15 protein-coding genes and 1 pseudogene are annotated in these 17,038 nt (G+C 72.2%); 9 read left to right on the top strand and 7 right to left on the bottom strand.

Annotated features, from left to right (window positions below; genetic code table 11):
• The first annotated feature begins 71 nt into the window (after nucleotides 1–71).
• Nucleotides 72–701, top strand: a complete 630-nt coding sequence (locus tag FKD65_RS35280) for a TetR/AcrR family transcriptional regulator (RefSeq protein ID WP_141583012.1) — start codon at nucleotides 72–74, stop codon at nucleotides 699–701.
• A gap of 21 nt (nucleotides 702–722) precedes the next feature.
• Here FKD65_RS35280 and FKD65_RS35285 read toward each other — a convergent pair whose 3' ends face one another.
• From FKD65_RS35285 to FKD65_RS35300, 4 genes are all read right to left on the bottom strand, one after another.
• Nucleotides 723–1,214: a DUF523 domain-containing protein gene (locus tag FKD65_RS35285; RefSeq protein WP_141583015.1), complete on the bottom strand. Its 492-nt coding sequence runs from the start codon at nucleotides 1,212–1,214 to the stop codon at nucleotides 723–725.
• Between the two features lie 38 nt (nucleotides 1,215–1,252).
• The gene (locus tag FKD65_RS35290; protein ID WP_141583017.1) at nucleotides 1,253–2,071 is read right to left on the bottom strand and encodes an SDR family oxidoreductase; all 819 of its coding nucleotides are present in this window, start codon (nucleotides 2,069–2,071) and stop codon (nucleotides 1,253–1,255) included.
• Between the two features lie 194 nt (nucleotides 2,072–2,265).
• Nucleotides 2,266–3,267 carry a diiron oxygenase gene (locus tag FKD65_RS35295; RefSeq protein ID WP_141583019.1) on the bottom strand — a complete coding sequence of 334 codons (1,002 nt, stop codon included), beginning with the start codon at nucleotides 3,265–3,267 and terminating at the stop codon, nucleotides 2,266–2,268.
• Between the two features lie 58 nt (nucleotides 3,268–3,325).
• A complete protein-coding gene (locus FKD65_RS35300) occupies nucleotides 3,326–4,000 on the bottom strand; it encodes a TetR/AcrR family transcriptional regulator (RefSeq protein WP_141583022.1) in 675 nt (224 codons plus the stop codon).
• Between the two features lie 168 nt (nucleotides 4,001–4,168).
• Here FKD65_RS35300 and FKD65_RS35305 point away from each other — a divergent pair, with 168 nt between their 5' ends.
• The 5 genes and pseudogenes from FKD65_RS35305 (at nucleotide 4,169) to FKD65_RS35325 (ending at nucleotide 9,426) form a co-directional block, all read left to right on the top strand.
• The gene (locus FKD65_RS35305; RefSeq protein ID WP_141583024.1) at nucleotides 4,169–4,672 is read left to right on the top strand and encodes a GNAT family N-acetyltransferase; all 504 of its coding nucleotides are present in this window, start codon (nucleotides 4,169–4,171) and stop codon (nucleotides 4,670–4,672) included.
• Nucleotides 4,673–4,857: 185 nt separating this feature from the next.
• Complete coding sequence (locus FKD65_RS35310; RefSeq protein WP_141587280.1) at nucleotides 4,858–5,604, top strand: ABC transporter ATP-binding protein; 747 nt, start codon at nucleotides 4,858–4,860, stop codon at nucleotides 5,602–5,604.
• Between the two features lie 41 nt (nucleotides 5,605–5,645).
• Nucleotides 5,646–6,131, top strand: a pseudogene (locus FKD65_RS46725) (ABC transporter permease); the annotation flags it as partial.
• 169 nt (nucleotides 6,132–6,300) lie between these two features.
• Entirely contained in the window at nucleotides 6,301–8,112 is a 1,812-nt protein-coding gene (locus FKD65_RS35320; protein WP_141583026.1) for an ABC transporter permease, read from the top strand.
• A 102-nt stretch (nucleotides 8,113–8,214) separates the two neighbouring features.
• Nucleotides 8,215–9,426 carry a pyridoxal phosphate-dependent aminotransferase gene (locus FKD65_RS35325; protein ID WP_141583029.1) on the top strand — a complete coding sequence of 404 codons (1,212 nt, stop codon included), beginning with the start codon at nucleotides 8,215–8,217 and terminating at the stop codon, nucleotides 9,424–9,426.
• A 14-nt stretch (nucleotides 9,427–9,440) separates the two neighbouring features.
• Here FKD65_RS35325 and FKD65_RS35330 read toward each other — a convergent pair whose 3' ends face one another.
• Complete coding sequence (locus tag FKD65_RS35330; protein ID WP_205718956.1) at nucleotides 9,441–11,510, bottom strand: ATP-dependent DNA helicase; 2,070 nt, start codon at nucleotides 11,508–11,510, stop codon at nucleotides 9,441–9,443.
• Nucleotides 11,511–11,687: 177 nt separating this feature from the next.
• Between FKD65_RS35330 and FKD65_RS35335 the strand changes: the two genes are divergently transcribed.
• A complete protein-coding gene (locus tag FKD65_RS35335) occupies nucleotides 11,688–13,241 on the top strand; it encodes a DUF4192 domain-containing protein (protein ID WP_141583031.1) in 1,554 nt (517 codons plus the stop codon).
• Between the two features lie 525 nt (nucleotides 13,242–13,766).
• On the opposite strand, the gene FKD65_RS35340 is transcribed toward FKD65_RS35335, so the two are convergent.
• Complete coding sequence (locus FKD65_RS35340) at nucleotides 13,767–14,219, bottom strand: TipAS antibiotic-recognition domain-containing protein (protein WP_205718353.1); 453 nt, start codon at nucleotides 14,217–14,219, stop codon at nucleotides 13,767–13,769.
• Between the two features lie 18 nt (nucleotides 14,220–14,237).
• Nucleotides 14,238–14,627, bottom strand: a complete 390-nt coding sequence (locus tag FKD65_RS35345; RefSeq protein WP_141583033.1) for a helix-turn-helix transcriptional regulator — start codon at nucleotides 14,625–14,627, stop codon at nucleotides 14,238–14,240.
• Between the two features lie 81 nt (nucleotides 14,628–14,708).
• Here FKD65_RS35345 and FKD65_RS35350 point away from each other — a divergent pair, with 81 nt between their 5' ends.
• On the top strand, nucleotides 14,709–16,346 hold the full coding sequence (locus tag FKD65_RS35350; RefSeq protein WP_141583035.1) for an FAD-dependent oxidoreductase: 1,638 nt from the start codon (nucleotides 14,709–14,711) through the stop codon (nucleotides 16,344–16,346).
• Between the two features lie 205 nt (nucleotides 16,347–16,551).
• A complete protein-coding gene (locus FKD65_RS35355) occupies nucleotides 16,552–16,953 on the top strand; it encodes an arsenate reductase ArsC (protein ID WP_141583037.1) in 402 nt (133 codons plus the stop codon).
• The last annotated feature ends 85 nt before the right edge of the window (nucleotides 16,954–17,038 follow it).

Here is a 17,038-nt window from a genome sequence, read left to right on the forward strand (position 1 = left end):
TCCAATAAGTTGAGAGTGCCCTCAAGTTAGCATGAAACTTGAGGCCATCCTCAACTTCGTACGATGGTGGCATGGCCGGGAAGAACAGGCCGCCTCGGGCGGACGCCGCGCGCAACCGCGACAGACTGGTGGCCGCCGGCGCGGCCGTGTTCGGCGCGCGCGGGCTCGACGCGCCGCTGGAGGAGGTGGCGCGGCGCGCGGGAGTGAGCATCGGCACGCTCTACAACCACTTCCCGGCGCGCGAGAACCTCGTCGACGCCATCTTCCCCGCCCGCCTGGCGGCCCTTGACGAGATCGTCGAGCGCTCCCTCGCCGACCCCGATCCCTGGAAGGGGTTCGTCGGCTTCATCGAGGGGCTGTTCGCCTTGCAGGCCGAGGACCGCGGGCTCAATGACGCGCTCGCCCGGCGCTTCCCGCACGCCCCCGAGCTGAATGCCGCCTGCCGGCGGGGGTTCGCGCAGCTGGGCACGATCACGGACCGCGCCAAGGAGTCCGGCGACCTGCGCGCCGACTTCGATCCGCAGGACGTCGTGCCGCTGATGTGGGCGATGTCGCAGGTCATCCGGGAGTCCGCGGACGTCGCACCCGACGCCTGGCGGCGCTGCCTCGGGTTCTTCCTCGACGGGCTGCGCGCCGACGCCGCGCGGCCGCTGCCCGTCCCGGCCCTGACCCAGGAGCAGGTCGCCCGTTTCATGGCCTGAGGCAGAGGGCGTCGCCGGCGCTCAGGGCTCCAGTTCGGTCAGGCGGGCCCGCAGCGCGTCCAGTTCGTCCTCGCTGAAGACCTGGATGCCGGAGCGGCGCAGGAGCGCGGTCGTCACGCCCGAGCCGGGGACCGGCGTGCCGCTGAACGTGCCGTCGTAGACGCGGTGGCCGCCGCACGACGGGCTGCCCTCCTTGAGCAGCGCGAGCCGGGCACTGGAGCGCCGCGCGGCCTCCAGGGCCAGGCGGGCGCCGCGGAGGAACTCCCCGGTGACGTCGGCGCCGCCGCCGGTGAGGATGCGGGCGGTGCCGTCGAGGACGTCGCCGCCGTCGCCGCCGACGATCTCGGCGGGCGGGCGCGGCACGGGCAGACCGCCCGACACCTCCGGGCAGAAGGGGACAAGGCGGCCCTCGGCGCGCCAGCGTTCGAAGAGGCCGCCCGCCACAGGTTTGGCCGCGCCGTCGTAGCGGACGGGCCGCCCGGCGAGGCACGAACTGACCAGGATGCGCTCCACGCCGCCCAGCCTATGCGCGCCGCGCCGGGGGACCCGTCCTACTTGGAGGCGCGGATGCGGTTGACGGCGATCTGGGCGACGCGGACGGCGCCTCCCGGGCTGAGGCGGACGCCGCGCCAGGCGAGGCGGCCGTGCGTGGGGGCGACGATGAGGGCCTGGTTCTTGGCGACGCCGCGCATGATGTCGCGGGCGAGCTTCTCGGCCGTGTAGAGGCGCGGGGACGCCTTGGCGATGTCGCCGGTGGCGTCGCCGCTCAGCGGGGTCTCCGGCAGGTCCGGGTTGACGTTGTGCAGCAGCGGGGTGTCCACGAAGCTCGGGCAGACCACGCTGACCTTGACCCCGCGCCCGGCGGCCTCGGCGCGCAGGCCGAGGGAGAGGCCGACGACGGCGTGCTTGGTCGCGGTGTAGGGGATGCCGATCGGCATCGGGACGAGCCCGGCGAGCGAGGCGGTGTTGACGATGTGGCCGCCGCCCTGCTCCAGCATGATCGGGTAGGCGGCGTGGACCCCGTGCACGACGCCCTTGAGGTTGATGTCGATGGCGCGGTTCCAGTGGTCGAGGGTGAGCTCCTCGGCCAGCCCGCCGACCGCGATGCCCGCGTTGTTGAACACCAGGTCGAGCCGTCCGTGGTCGGCCTTGACGCCCTGGTAGAGGTCGGCGACGGCGTCGGCGTCGGTGACGTCGAGGGCCGCGGAGAGCGCCTTGCCCTTGCCGAGGGTGTTCAGCTTGTCGGCGACCTGTGCGGCGCCCTCGGCGTTGATGTCGGTGACCACGACGGTGTCGCCGCGCGCCACCAGGGACGTGGCGATCGCACGGCCGATGCCGGACGCTCCTCCGGTCACGATCGCGATGCTCATTGCGCGCTCCGCTCGATGAACGGCGGACCCGGGCCCGGGAGAGCCCGGATCCCTCCGGTTAATTGGATTTCGTGTTTAATTGCGAGGATTCTAGGCGGTGGCGCGGGGCACCGGTACTCAGCCGGGCGACAAACTCGAGGCCGCGGACTCGTCCCGGAGCCCGATCCGGAGGCCGCCCGGACCGCCGGCGGCGCTCAGGCGGCCCTGGCCGGCGCGACGGCGCGGCGCTGCTTGGGCTCGTCCCAGATGCCGAAGGCCTTCCAGACCCGCTTGTTCACCGGGGTGATCACGCCGAGCTCGGCCATCAGGTCGCGGATCTTGCCGACCGAGTTGGACATCTCCGCCTGCGCGGCCTCGTTCTTGTAGGCCGCGCGGACGACGTCCTTCGGGATGCCGAAGTGCCGCACCATCGGACCGGGCGGGGACAGCATGATCCGCGCCATCACGCCGAGGACGACGGGCGTCGCCAGGCCGAGGATCCGGCGGCGCGCCTTGGGCATGTTCGGGACCCGGTGCTTCAGGTAGTGCCGGGCGAACGAGATGTGCCGGGCCTCCTCCGCGATGTGGATCTTCATGATGGTCTCCTCCAGGGGGTGCTTGATGTGCCCGCCCTTGAGGGATTTGCGCTGGACGTAGTCGATCGGGTCCTCGCCGCCGAGCACGAAGACGAAGAACATCTCGGTGCTGACCAGCGGGATCCACGGGGCCGCCTGCGCGATGAGGCTGAGCGAGCGCGGCATGCCGCGGATCGGCATCTTCGTCCGGTTGACGAACTCCTGGAACATCATCCCGTGGTGACATTCCTCGGTCGTCTCGTGGTAGACGTACCGGAACTCCGGCCGGCCGTTCGGCAGCCGGTAGGCGTAGTTGAGCAGCCCGCGCTTGAGCAGGTTCTCGAACTGGAGCCCGATCTTCATCGCGGTCGCGACCCGCCACAGGCCGATCTGCGACTTGATCTCCGGCGGCTGCGACTGGTACCAGGCCGTCTCCCCGAGCCGGTCGAACGGCGGCAGCACCCAGCGCGGGTCGTTCTCGTCGACGAGGAACTCGGGGTCGTCCCAGGGGATGTCGGCGTAGGCCTCCCAGTGCTTGTCGACCGAGGCCTTGTTCAGGCGGTCGATGACGCCGAGGTACGACTTCTTGTCCTGGACCTGCTCGCGGACCTCGTCGGCGAGTTCGGTGGGGGCTTTCGGCATTGGGGACGCTCCCTCGGGGCGGTGCGGCCGGCCGGGGCCGGTGTGGGACGGGTCGGGGCTAGGGGCCGGTGCGGGACCGGGCCTCCGCCGTGCCCCGCTCGGGGACGATCAGCTGCGCGACGTCCTTGACCTGGCGCAGCACCGCGGCCTGGTGGCCCTCGGCGTCGTCGTCCAGCGCGTTCTGGATCGACAGCCCGACGAACATGGCGAACAGCGTGCGCAGCGTCGTCGAGACGAAGTCGGGGGAAAGGGTGTTGTCGGGGAAGAGCCGCTCGAACGTCTCCGTGATCACCTGGAGGATCCGCTCGTTCAGGTCGCGGCACAGCGGCCGGAGCTCGTCGTCGGTGCGAGCCGCCACCGCCAGCTCCATGAGGGCCTTGGCCGGACGGCCGCGGAACACCTCCCAGAGCAGGTCGAGCGCGCCCGAGACGTTCCGCCGCTCGGCCGGCAGCACCGCGAAGGCCGTCTCGTAGGCCAGGCGCTGCGCCTCCAGCAGGTGCTCCAGCGCCGCTGCGACGAGGACCATCTTGGTCGGGTAGTGGTGCTGCTGAGCCCCGCGCGAGACGCCGGCGCGGCGCGCCACCTCCGTGGTGGACGTCCCGGACCAGCCGAGGTCGACCAGGCACTCCGTGGTGGCCTCCAGGAGCCTGGCCTGCGTGCGCGACCGGCGCTCCTCCTGCGTCCGGCGACCGGAGGACCCGTGCCGGTGACGTCTGCGGCTGCTTACTGACACGCCTCAGAAGGTACGAGCGCGACATACATGCAATCAAGCCTGCATGTATGTTGCCCGCATCACAATTGGACGTCGAGTCTTATTGATCACCGCGTACCGTGTGGGTTCTCCGGCGGACCGGGAGGTTGTCCCCGGCCCGCCATCGGACCGTGCGGGCAGGAGTCAGGGGTGTACCTACGGGATGTCGAACTCGGCGACGTCGATGCCTATGTGGGGATGCGGTGCGATCCGGTCATGATGGCCGAACTCGGCGGCCCGCAGCCTCGCGAGGGGATCGAGGAGAAGGTCCGCGGCGACGTCCGGGACGCCGCGTCGGGAGCCGCCTGGATCAAGATGATCGTCCCCGGCGAGGACATGCCCGGTGAGGTGGCCGGAACCGTGTCGCTGTGGAGGCACGAGGTGGACGGTGAGCAGCTGTCGGAGATCGGCTGGATGGTGCTGACCGGGTTCCAGGGGCGCGGCCTCGGCAGACGTGCGGTCGGGACGCTGCTGGACATGGCCCGCGAGGACGGCCGCTGGGGGCTGGTGCACGCGTTCCCCGGCGTGACGAACGCCCCCTCGAACGGGATCTGCCGCTCGCTCGGCTTCAGGTTCGCCGAGGAGCGGGAGATCGTCTTCGCGGGGCGGGCCCTGCGGACGAACCACTGGGTCATCGACACGCTCGCGACCTGACCGCAGGCCGGATCTCTTGGTGCGGCGGCACGAGAACTCCCGCCGCGTACCGCGCCTGACGTAGCCGGGCGTTCCCGCGGCCTCCTCTGGGAGCATGCGCAGTGCCTCTTCTGGCCCGACGACGTGCCCCATGGCGCGGGGCCACGATCCCGGACATGGGAAACGCAGCGGAAGCAAGACGATCGATGGACGAGGGCACCGCCGCGGGCGGCGCCCGCACGGTCGGCCTCACCAAGGTGTACGGGTCCGGTGCCATGGCGGTGCGGGCACTCGACGACGTCAGCGTGGAGTTCCCCGAGCGGCGCTTCACCGCGATCATGGGGCCGTCCGGGGCCGGGAAGTCCACCCTCATGCACTGCGTCGCGGGACTGGAGGACGCGACGTCCGGCAAGGTCTACGTCGGCGACCAGGAACTCGGCGCGCTGTCGGACCGCCGCCTGACCCGGCTCAGGCGGGAGCGGATCGGGTTCGTGTTCCAGGCGTTCAACCTGCTCCCCACACTCACGGCGCGCGACAACATCCTCCTGCCGCTGACCCTCGCGGGGGCGGGCCCGGACCGGGAGTGGCTGGACACGGTCGTGCGCGTGCTGAAGCTCGGGGACCGGCTTTCACACCGTCCGTCCGAGATGTCGGGCGGGCAGCAGCAGCGGGTGGCGCTGGCGCGCGCCCTGGTCACGCGCCCCCAGATCGTGTTCGCGGACGAGCCGACCGGCAACCTCGACTCGCGCACCGGCGCCGAGGTGCTGGGGCTCCTCCGCGACGCCGTGGACCACCTCGGCCAGACCGTGGCGATGGTCACCCACGACCCGGTCGCCGCCGGGCACGCCGACGCGGTGGTGTTCCTCGCCGACGGCCGGGTCGTCGACGTCATGGACGCGCCCACGCCCGACCGGGTGCTGGACCGCATGCGAGGGCTGGGGGACCCCCGATGATCGGGCTCGTGTTCAAGGAGCTGTGGGGACGCAAGCGCCGCATGGCGGGCTCCCTGGTGGCGGTCTTCCTCGGCGTCACGTTCCTGACCGGGACGCTCGTCCTCGGCGACACGCTCGCGGCGAGCATCGACGGGTACGTCTCCAGCGCCTACGGCGACACGGACGTGGTGGTCCGGAACGCGACCAGGGTGAGCGACGCGCCGTGGGGCGCGCGCGGGCAGATCGACGCCTCCGTCCTGGAGAAAGTGAGTCAGGTCAAGGGGGTCGCCAACGCCGAGCCGACCATCGAGGGGTCGGGACAGCTGCTCGCCAAGGACGGCACGGTGATCCAGTCGCGCGGCCCTCGGATGGCGGGCAACTGGAAGACCGACCCGAAGCTCAACCCCTACCGGCTCGCCGAAGGGCGGGCGCCCCGCGCGCCCGACGAGGTCGTCATCGACAAGATGTTCGCCGACCAGGGCCGCCTGAGGGTCGGCGACCGGACGGCGGTCCTCACGCCGGAGAAGGTCCCCGTGACCGTCGTCGGCATCAGCATGTTCGGCGACGAGGAGGCCTTCGGCGAGACGTCCGTTCACGGCGTTCTCCCTCGAGGGCGCCCGCCTGCACGTCGCGAAGGGCGCCGACCGCATCAGCGGCGTCTCGATCCGCGCGCGCGGCGGCGTCGACCAGGGCGAGCTGGCGTCCCGGGTGCGGGCGGTGCTTCCCGCCGGGGTGCAGGCCCTGTCGAAGAAGGCGCAGGTCGAGGAGGGCATGAGCCTCGTCGAGAACGGCTTCCTGCGCGTGTTCCGGACCGTCCTGGCCGCGTTCGGCGGGGTGGCGCTGCTGGTCGCCGCGTTCAGCATCCACAACACGTTCGCGATCACGATGGCGCAGCGGACCCGCGAGTCGGCCCTGCTGCGCGCGCTCGGCGCCGGGCGCCGCCAGGTCGTCACGATCGTCGGCTTCGAGGCGCTGGTGGTCGGCGGCGCCGCGACCCTGGCCGGGCTCGCCGGCGGGATCGGGTTCGCCGCCCTGCTCCGGGAGCTGTTCGCGCGGTTCCGCATCGGGATCGAGATGGAGGGACTCACCGTCGCCGCCACCTCGGTCATGATCGCGGTACCGGTCGGGCTTCTGGTCACCCTGGTCGCCGCGCTCGGCCCGGCGCTGAAGGCGTCGCGGGTGCCGCCGCTGGCCGCGCTGCGCGAGGTCGCCGCCGAGTCCTCGCGCCCGACGGAGACCCGCCTGATCGTCGGCGCCGTGTTCGCGGCGGTGGCGGCCGGCACCGTCGTTTTCGGCGCGGTCACCGAGCAGATGGCGATGGCCGGCGCGGGCGCGGTGGTGACCGTGGTGTCGATGGTCGTGCTCGGCCCCGTCGCGGCCCGTCCGGTCGCGGCGCTGGTCGGCGGGCCCGCGGCCCGGCTGCGCGGCGTGCCCGGGACGCTCGCCCGCGACAACGCCTCCCGCAGCCCGGCCCGCACGGCCGGGGCGGCGACCGCGCTGATGATCGGCGTCGGGGTCGTCACGCTCATGACGGTCTTCCTCGGGTCGCTGCGCGCGTCCCTGGAGGACGGTGTAGCCGGGTCGTTCAAGGGCCCGATCGTCGTGGACGCCGGAACCAACGAGACCGGAGGGTTCGCCACCTCGCTCGTGCAGGAGGCCGCGAAGCTGCCGCAGGTGAGCGACGTCGCGGGAATGGGCACGGGCAGCATGCGGGTGAACGGCAAGCCGTCCACCGTCAGCGTGGCCGACCCGTCCAGTCTGCGGCGCGTCCTCGACCTGGACGTCGCGCAAGGCGGCCTCAACGACGCCGGTACGTTCGCCGTCTCGAAGAAGGCCGCGGACGACAACGGCTGGCGCGTTGGTAACGCGGTGGGCGTGACGTTCGCGGACGGTGCGTCGCAGAAGCTCACCGTGGGGGCCGTCTATGGGAACACCGACCTGACGGGGGACTACCTCGTGCCGCGGTCGGTGTGGAACGCGCACACCAGGCAGCCGCTCGACACCAGGGCGTTCGTCGAGCTCAGGCCCGGCGCGTCGGTCGCGTCCGCCCGGCAGGCCCTCGCGGCCCTGGCCAAGCCCTACGGGGCGCCCGAGGTGGAGTCGCGGGACGAGTTCGTCGCCGCGCAGACCGAGGACATGGCCAGCTTCATCGGCGTCGTCTACGGGATGCTCATCCTGGCCATCGTCATCGCGCTGCTCGGCATCGCCAACACGCTGTCGCTCGCCGTCCACGAGCGGACCCGCGAGCTCGGCCTGCTGCGCGCGGTCGGCGCGACACGCCCGCAGATCCGGTCGATGGTGCGCTGGGAGTCGGTCATCGTCGCGCTGTTCGGCACCGGCGGCGGCGTCGGGCTCGGGGTGTTCCTCGGCTGGGGCCTCGGCACCGCCCTCGGCAACCCGTTCGCGCCGCCGCCCGTGCAGATCGCGGTCATCGCCGTGGTCGGCGCGGTCGCCGGGGCCCTCGCCTCGATCCGCCCCGCCCGGCGCGCGGCGCGGCTGCCCGTCCTGGCGGCGGTGTCAGCGGCGTGACCGGCCCGTTCCCGTCCCCGGCCCCGCGGCCGGGGGCGGGGCTTTCGGGCCGGTCGCGGGGTGGGCCGCGCGTCGCCGGCGGGGCGCGGTTATGGTGACTCCATGCAGGTCAACCAGTCGGGCAAGCTGACCAACGTCTGTTACGACATCCGGGGGCCGGTCCTCAAGCGCGCCAAGCAGCTGGAGAACGAGGGGAACAAGATCCTCAAGCTGCACATCGGCAACCCGGCCCCGTTCGGGTTCGAGGCCCCGCCCGAACTCCTCCAGGACATGATCCGCAACCTGCCGGAGGCGCACGGCTACAGCGACTCCAAGGGCATCCTGCCCGCACGCCGCGCCATCGTGCAGGCCTTCGAGGACAACGGGGTCGCCGGCGTCGACGTCGAGGACGTCTACCTCGGCAACGGCGTCTCCGAGCTCATCGTCATGACGCTGCAGGCGCTGCTCAACGACGGCGACGAGGTGCTCATCCCGGCGCCCGACTACCCGCTGTGGACGGCGTCGGTGTCGCTGTGCGGCGGCACGCCCGTCCACTACCTGTGCGACGAGGACGACGGGTGGCAGCCGAGCCTGGACGACATCGAGTCCAAGATCGGCGACCGCACCCGGGCGCTGGTGATCATCAATCCGAACAACCCGACCGGGGCCGTCTACTCGCGCGAGGTGCTGTCGCGCATCGTGGAGGTCGCCCGCCGCCGGAACCTGATCATCTTCGCGGACGAGATCTACGACCGGATCCTCTACGACGACGCCGAGCACGTCCCGATCGCGTCCCTGGCCCCCGACCTGCTGTGCCTCACCTTCGGTGGCCTGTCCAAGAACTACCGCGTCGCCGGGTTCCGCTCGGGATGGGTGGTGCTGTCCGGACCGAAGGAGCACGCCGAGTCCTACATCGAGGGCCTCGACATCCTCGCCAACATGCGGCTCTGCCCGAACGTCCCGGGGCAGCACGCCATCCAGGCCGCGCTCGGCGGCTACCAGAGCATCGACGACCTCGTCCTGCCGACCGGCCGCCTCGGCGAGCAGCGCGACCGCGCCTGGAAACTGCTGAACGACCTGCCGGGGGTCAGCTGCGTCAAGCCGCAGGGCGCCCTGTACGTCTTCCCGCGCCTGGACCCGGAGACGTACCCGATCGAGGACGACATGCGCTTCGCCCTCGACCTGCTGGAGCAGCAGAAGCTCCTGGTCGTCCAGGGGACGGGCTTCAACTGGCCGACCACCGACCACCTCCGCATCGTCACCCTCCAGTACGCCGACGACCTGGAGGACGCCGTGAGCCGAATCGGCGAATTCCTCTCCTCCTACCACCCCTGACCCAACCCGCGCGGTCAGGACTGCGTCGTGTCTTCGGGGCTGGTCGCGGCGGCGTCGAGACGGCGGAGGGCGCCGCGGACGACGGCCGGATCGGTGGTCGCCCAGAACGGCGGCAGCGAGTTCTTGAGGAAGCCGCCGTAGCGGGCGGTGGCGAGCCTCGGGTCGAGGACGGCGACCACGCCGCGGTCGTCCATCGACCGCAGCAGCCGGCCCGCGCCCTGCGCGAGCAGCAGCGCCGCGTGCGTCGCCGCCACCGCCATGAACCCGTTGCCGCCGCGCGCCGCGACGGCCCGGGACCGCGCCGACGAGACCGGGTCGTCCGGACGTGGGAACGGGATGCGGTCCATGATGACGAGCTGCAGCGAAGGCCCGGGGACGTCCACGCCCTGCCACAGGGACAGGGTGCCGAACAGGCAGGTCCGCTCGTCCTCGGCGAACTGCTTCACCAGCAGGGAGGTGGAGTCCTCGCCCTGGCACAGCAGCGGGTGGGACAGGTGGTCCTTCAGCTCGTCGGCGGCCTGGCGCGCGGCGCGCATCGAGGAGAACAGGCCGAGCGTCCGCCCGCCCGCCGCCTCGATCAGCTCGGTGATCTCGGTCAGGTAGGCGTCGGCGAGACCGTCCCGCCCCGGCTGCGGCAGGTGCCGCGCGACGTAGAGGATGCCCGCCTTCGGGTGGTCGAACGGCGAGCCGACGTCGAGCCCCGACCAGACGACCTCGGTCTCCTCGCCCTTCTCCGTCGCGGTCCGCGCGAGGCCCTCGGCGGCGGTCTTGGCGTCCCGCGAGCCGCCCTCGTCGAGCGGCGGCAGGCCCCACTGGCGGGCGAGCGGCTCGAACGACCCGCCCAGCGTGAGCGTCGCCGACGTCAGGACCGCGGTGCGCTGCTCGAACAGCGTCGTGCGCAGCAGCCCTCCGACCCCGATCGGCGCCACGTGCAGCGCCGGCGGCCGTTTCGGGCGCCCCTCCTGGACGAACGGCTTCTCCAGCCACACCACGTCGAAGCGCTGGGCTATCTCGGGCTGGAACGCCTCCAGAAGCCGCACGGCCGTGTCGTGCAGATCCTCAAGCGAGGACCGCGCCGCCTTGCGCGCGGCCATGTCGCCGGGGTCGGAGTCCTTCTTCTCTGGCCCGAGCGCGGTGATGCAGGCGTGAGCGGCGTCCCGTACCGACGCGAGGGTGTTGCCCAGGGCGGGCGACAGGACGTCCATACGGCCCGCGGGCATTTCCTCCAGCAGGAGGCCGAGACCTTCGGCGGCTTCCTTGAGCCGGTCGGCGAGGTGCTCCTCGGTGAGGCGGCCGCAACGCCGCGCGGCCATCTCCACACTGGCCGCGCTCAAGTCGCCGGTCGCGACCGAAGTGACGCGGTCGACGAGCTCGTGTGCCTCGTCCACGATCACCACGTCGTGCTCGGGCAGGACCTGGAACTCCTCCAGAGCGTCGATGGCCAGCAGCGCGTGGTTGGTGACGACGATGTGGGCCTCTCCGGCCTCCGCCCGCGCCAGCTCGGCGAAGCACTCGCTGCCGTGCGGGCACCGCTGCGCGCCCAGACACTCCTTCGCCGTCACGGCGACCTGCCGCCACGCCTGCTCGCTCACCCCCGGCACCAGCTCGTCGCGGTCGCCGGCCTTGGTCTCCTCGGCCCACTCGTTCAGCCGCTTCACCTGCCGCCCGAGCGAGGACAGCTGCTGCGGGTCGAACAGGCTCGGCCCGCCGTCCTCCTCCTCGGGCGCGCCCGTCTGCACCCGGTGCAGGCACAGGTAGTTGCGGCGCCCCTTGAGGATCGCGAACTTCAGCTCGGTTCCGAGGAGCGGCCCGAGCGCCTCCGCGAGCCGAGGCAGGTCGCGGTCGACGAGCTGCCGCTGCAACGCGATCGTCGCCGTGGACACGACCACGGTGGTCTTCTTCTCGACGGCGTGGCGGATCGCGGGGACGAGATAGGCGAGCGACTTGCCCGTGCCCGTGCCCGCCTGCGCGGCGACGTGCTCCCCGGACTCGATCGCCTTCTCCACCGCTTGGGCCATCGCCACCTGCCCGGGGCGCTCGGCGCCCCCGACGGACGTGACGGCCGCGGCGAGGAGGGTCGCCATGTCCGGAATCTGGGTCTCGCTGCCGGTCAGCAGATCAGGGGCGGGCACGTCGCCCAACGCTACCGCCCGCGGCCGACACCCGCGTCCCGTCCCGCACGACCGCCTCGAACGGACCGGAGTTATCCACAGTTCTCGAAGCCGTCGCGGCGCCTCCACCGCCCCTGCGAGCCTCGGTGCATGACATCCCTGGTGATCCGCAGCCCCCTGGACGCCATCGCGGCCGTCCCCTACCTCCTCGGCTTCCACCCGGCCCGCAGCCTCGTAGTGATCGGCTTCGAGGGCCGATCCCGAGGCACATGCGCGATCCGCCTCGACTTACCGTCCCCCAGCCCCGCCGCCCCCGCGGCCCCCGCCTCTGCCGCCACCGACACCCTGGCGCCCGACCGCGCCCCCGCCACTCGTCCGACCCCCGACGACGCCCCGTCCGCCACTGATGGCCGCAACACTCCGGCGGTCGACCACAAGGCCACCGCTCGCCCGAGAACCATCCGTCCGGCGACCGACCGCCCGCCAGTCGCCCGCGAGCCCGCCGCTCATTCAGCGACCGGCCACGTAGCGGCTGCCCCTGATACCGCCGCCCGTCCGCCGTCCGACCACGTGGCCGCCGACCAATTGGCGGCCGACCAATTGGCGGCCGACCGCGTGGCGGCTGCCCCTAACGCCGCCGACCGTGCACCGTCCCACCGTGTGGCCACCGGCCCTTCGGCAACGGACCGTGCACCGTCCGACCGCCTGGCCGCCGACTCGTGGGCCGCCGACCGTACGGCGGACGACCGCCCGGCGACCGGACGCGCGGCGGACGCCTCGGACGCTGACGATTGCCTGGTGGTCGACTACCTCACCACCGACCGTCCGGCGGCCGAACCGGGTGCGGCCGATCGTCTGGTAGCCGCCCAGGTGGCGGCCGATCGCTTGGCGGCCGAGCGCGTGGCGGTCGTCCTGGCCGGCAATGGGTTCACCCGCTCGCTCCTCCTCGGCTACGGCCCCGCTGACGAGGTGAAGCAGGCAGCCGAATCCATGCGCGCGGCCCTGTCTTCCGCGGGCGTCCCCGTCGCCGAGGCCGTCCGTGTCGCGGACGGGCGCTGGTGGTCGCTCACCTGCGCCGAACCCTGCTGCCCGCCCGAAGGCACCCCGTACGACATCTCCGCCAGCACCGTCGCCGCCGAGGCCACCTACGCCGGCCACGTGGCCCTGGCCGACCGTGCCGAGTTGGTCGCCTCCGTCCAGCCCATCGACGGCCCTGCCCGCGCCGCCATGACCCGCGCCACCGAACGCGCCGAGACCCGTTACCTCACCCGCCCGTCCTCGCCCCCTGAAGACGACCTTGCCTTCGTCCTCGCCCTGCTTGCCCGTGCTCGCTCCGGCACCCGCCCCACCGATGACGAGGTCGCCTGGCTCGGCCTCCTCCTCGCCGACCTGCGCCTCCGCGACGAGACCTGGCTCCGCCTCGACGAGGACGCCCTGGCCGCAGACATCGCCTTCTGGCGCGACATCGTCCGCCGCGTCGACCCCGCCCTCGTCCCGGCGCCCGCGTCCCTGCTGGCCTTCGCCGCCTACTCGGCCGGCGACGGCGGTCTGGCCAACGTCGCCCTGGAACGCGCCCTGGACACCGACCCCGCCTACTCCATGGCCGTCATCCTCCGCGAGGTGATCAACGCGGGCATCCCGCCTTCCAGACTGCGCATGCGCATGCCCCCCGCACCCCCTGTCCACCGCCGAAAAGCCTGCTAGCCGTACCTGGTCATGGACTCGGTCGCGGTCGGCCGACCGTCGAACGGCCTCCGGGGACGCCCGGCGACACCCGTGCCGGAGTGGCCCCGGGGGGCAGGGGCGGCGGTGCAAACATCGTCGGTTCGTGACTGCGCCGGACGCCCTACGCGAGCCGCTTCCAGGGCCGTTGCCCTACTTTCGGGTCGCGGTCGTCCTTGGATGTTGGGGTCGGGCTCGCGCTTCACGTCCGCGTCGCGGTCGCGCGATGCGTGCGGGGTTCGGGGTCGGTGGCCTACTTTCAGGTCGCGGTTGGCGTATGCGTCTTGGCGCAGGGCCAGTGCCCGACTTTCGGGGCGCGGTCGTCCTATGGGTGTTGGCGTCGGGCCCGTGCTTTCCCTCCGATTCGCGGTCGCGCGATGCGTGCTGGGTTCGGGGGACGGTGGACCCACTTTCAGGTCGCGGTTGGTGTATGCGTGTTGGCGTTGGGCTGGTGTCCTACTTCGAGGTCGCGGTCGCGCTTTACGTCTCGGTGTCGGGGGCCGTGTCCTACTCCCAGGTCGTGGTGTCGGGGTCGATGCCGTGGGCGCGGGCGTCGGCGTCGATGATTCGACGGAACCATGTGGCAAGCCCGGCGCGGATGCCGTCGTAATGGGCGGCGAATTCCGGATCCGCCTCGAACATGCGGCCGAGACAGACCTGCATCTGCCTGGTGAGGGGGAAGTACGAAGCGAAGACTTCGCGGTGCCGCTCGACGAGTTGGTCCGCTTCCGGGCTACCGGGTGTGACGCCGGCATCCATCGCATCCCCGAGGGCGCATTCGAGGCCGGTCACGGCGTGGGCGATGGCCTGCCATTCCGCCGGGCCGCGAGCGGCCGAGCGTTCGGCGTACTGCAGCCATTGCCTCGTGCCTCCGTAGCGCCGGCGGGCCTGGGCGGGCCAGTCCGGGTTCCAGCGGGGGCCGAAGATCGCGGCTTGTTGCTCGACGCTCAGCAGCAGCAAGGCCGTGACCGCGTCCCCTCACCTGGCTGCTGGCCGAGATGACATGGCCATGGTCGGGGTCGGGAGGGTGAAAAGGCCCGCCAGGCGGGTCAGGGGTTCGCGGATCGCGCGGTAGTAGACCCACGTGCCGCGCCGCTCACCGTCGATCAGGCCCGCCTGGCGCAGCACCTTCAGATGATGGGAGATGGTCGGCGCGGTCAGCTCGAAGGAGCCGGTCAGGTCGCACACGCACGCCTCGCCGCCCTCGGCGGAAGCGATCATGTTCAGCAGCCGCAGCCGGACCGGGTCCGAGAGCGCCTTGAAGACGCCGGCCAGCTCGACCGACTCTGCCTCGCTGAGGGCGGGTTCGCTCAGCGGCGCGCAGCATCCCGGGTTCGAGGGGTCGCCCAGGCCCCAGAGATTAGACATGCATCTAATTTGACATCCATCTACGCAGAGACGCAAACTGGCACTGCTTAGAAGGGCATCTAAACAACGAGGGTAGAGCGTATGAGCGAGAGTGCGGAGCAGTCCGCCGGGGCGGGTTGCTGCGGCGTCAGCAGGTGTTGCGGCGTCGAGCGGTCCGAGGGGCCGGAGGTCAGCCAGGCCCAGGCCCAGGCCGGCTGCGGCTGCCTTGACGACCGCCCTGACGTCGGCGACCTTCCGGTGGCGGTCATCGGAGCGGGACCGGTCGGCTTGGCCGCCGCGGCGCACCTGGCCGAGCGTGGCCTGGACTTCGTCGTCCTCGAGGCCGGTGACACCATCGGCGCGGCGATGTCCGAGTGGGGGCACGTCCGGCTGTTCTCGCCTTGGCGGTACGACACCGACGCCGCCGCCCGCCGCCTGCTGGAGCCCACCGGTTGGGCCCTGCCCGCCCCGGACGCCCTGCCGACCGGCGCCGAACTCGTCCGGGACTACCTCCTCCCGCTGGCAGGAGTGCCCCAGTTCGCGGGGCGGATCCGCACCGGCACCCGCGTGGTCGCGGTCGCCCGGAGCGGCGTGGACGTCACCCGCACCGTCGGCCGTAACGAGCATCCGCTGCTCATCCGGACCGTCGGCCCGGACGGCGCCGTCACCGACCTGCACGCTCGCGCCGTCATCGACGCGTCGGGCACGTGGGGGCACGGCAACCCGCTCGGCCACTCCGGGCTGCCCGCCCCCGGCGAGGATCGGGCTGCCCCCTACCTGGCCGGGCCGCTGCCCGATGTGCTTGGCCGCGATCGCGACCGCTTCGCCGGACGCGCCACCCTGGTCGTCGGCATGGGCCACTCGGCCGCCAACACCCTGCTCTCCCTGGCGGAACTCGCCAGGACGGCGCCCGGCACCCGCATCACCTGGGCGGTGCGCGGTTCCTCGGTCGCCCGCCTCTACGGGGGTGGCGACGCGGACGGCCTCCCGGCGCGCGGTGCGCTCGGCACCCGCCTCAAGGCCGCCGTCGAGGGCGGGGAGATCGAACTGGTGCGGACCTTCACCATCACGGGCTTCGACGTCCCCGACGGGGGCCCCGCCGCCGGCCCCGTCCGAGTGCTCGGCGACACGCCGGACGGCGACCGCGTCATTGAGGCCGAGACCGTGGTCGCGGCCACCGGGTTCCGGCCCGACCTCGACATGCTCCGCGAGGTGCGCCTCGAGCTCGATCCCGCCACCGAGGCGCCCGTCCGGCTCGCCCCGATGATCGACCCCAACTTCCACTCCTGCGGCACCGTGCCGCCGCACGGCGAACGCGACCTCGCCCACCCCGAGCCCGGCTTCTATCTGGTCGGTATGAAGAGCTATGGCCGGGCCCCGACCTTTCTGATGGCCACCGGATACGAGCAGGTCCGCTCCGTCGTGGCCGCGCTGGCGGGAGACCGCGCCGCCGCCGACGCCGTCGAACTCGACCTGCCCGAGACCGGCGTCTGCTCCACCACGCTGGTCACCGAGGACCAGCTCCCCGGCGCCGCTGAGGGGGATGGTGGTGCCTCCTGTGGCGCCGGGCCCGTCCGGGTTGGTGTTCCGGAGGGTTCCGATGGGGAGAGAGGCGGCTCCTGTTGTGGCAGCCCGGAGCCTCAGCCGGTCACCATCGGCATCGGTGCTCCCGGGGGGCTGGGGTTCGCGACCGGGCGGGCGCACGGTCGCTCCGGTGACGACGAACGAGCCGGCGGCTGAACGTGATGAGGTCTGTGGTGATGCCGTTGGTGGTTCGCGGCGCCGACCGGCTGGAGCTGCGCTGCCTTTCGGACCGTCGCCTGCCTGCCGGGCGTCGCCGCGAGCCGGACGGGCGTTCGCGACGTCGTAGGAGTCTTTCGGTGGCCAGGGACGCTGGGGCCGTCGCGTCCGAGCTGTGCACGACTTCCGATCTGCGAGGTAAACGATGACCGGCAAGCCCAGCGTGTTGTTCGTCTGCGTCCATAACGCCGGCCGCTCCCAGATGGCCGCCGCCTACCTGACCCACCTCGCGGGTGACCGCGTCGAGGTCCGCTCTGCCGGGTCCGAGCCCGCCGACCGGGTCAACCCCGCCGTCGTCCAGGCCATGGCAGAAGAAGGCATCGACATCTCCGCCGAGATGCCCAAGGTCCTCACCGTCGACGCCGTCCATGCCTCCGACGTCGTCATCACCATGGGGTGCGGCGACACCTGCCCCGTCTTCCCCGGCAAGCGCTACCTCGACTGGCGGCTCGACGACCCCGCCGGGCAGGGCGTCGAAGCCGTCCGCCCCATCCGCGACGAGATCCGCATCCGCGTCGAGCGCCTCGCCGCCGAACTCACGGTCTGAGAGCTTCAGGGGTTCCCGGTCCCGGGCGGAGCGCGTTCGAGTCGGAGCGCTAGGCGCCCAACTCACAGTTCGGGACCTCTCGGGG

The sequence above is a fragment of the Actinomadura sp. WMMA1423 genome (assembly GCF_006547145.1).
Taxonomy (GTDB): Bacteria; Actinomycetota; Actinomycetes; order Streptosporangiales; family Streptosporangiaceae; genus Spirillospora.

Coding starts and splice junctions, on each gene's coding strand:
- FKD65_RS35335 (WP_141583031.1), top strand. CDS start 11,688: ATGACATCCCTGGTGATCCGCAGCCCCCTGGACGCCATCGCGGCCGTC.
- FKD65_RS35310 (WP_141587280.1), top strand. CDS start 4,858: ATGGACGAGGGCACCGCCGCGGGCGGCGCCCGCACGGTCGGCCTCACC.
- FKD65_RS35345 (WP_141583033.1), bottom strand. CDS start 14,627: ATGTCTAATCTCTGGGGCCTGGGCGACCCCTCGAACCCGGGATGCTGC.
- FKD65_RS35280 (WP_141583012.1), top strand. CDS start 72: ATGGCCGGGAAGAACAGGCCGCCTCGGGCGGACGCCGCGCGCAACCGC.
- FKD65_RS35325 (WP_141583029.1), top strand. CDS start 8,215: ATGCAGGTCAACCAGTCGGGCAAGCTGACCAACGTCTGTTACGACATC.
- FKD65_RS35330 (WP_205718956.1), bottom strand. CDS start 11,510: ATGGCGACCCTCCTCGCCGCGGCCGTCACGTCCGTCGGGGGCGCCGAG.
- FKD65_RS35350 (WP_141583035.1), top strand. CDS start 14,709: ATGAGCGAGAGTGCGGAGCAGTCCGCCGGGGCGGGTTGCTGCGGCGTC.
- FKD65_RS35355 (WP_141583037.1), top strand. CDS start 16,552: ATGACCGGCAAGCCCAGCGTGTTGTTCGTCTGCGTCCATAACGCCGGC.
- FKD65_RS35295 (WP_141583019.1), bottom strand. CDS start 3,267: ATGCCGAAAGCCCCCACCGAACTCGCCGACGAGGTCCGCGAGCAGGTC.
- FKD65_RS35290 (WP_141583017.1), bottom strand. CDS start 2,071: ATGAGCATCGCGATCGTGACCGGAGGAGCGTCCGGCATCGGCCGTGCG.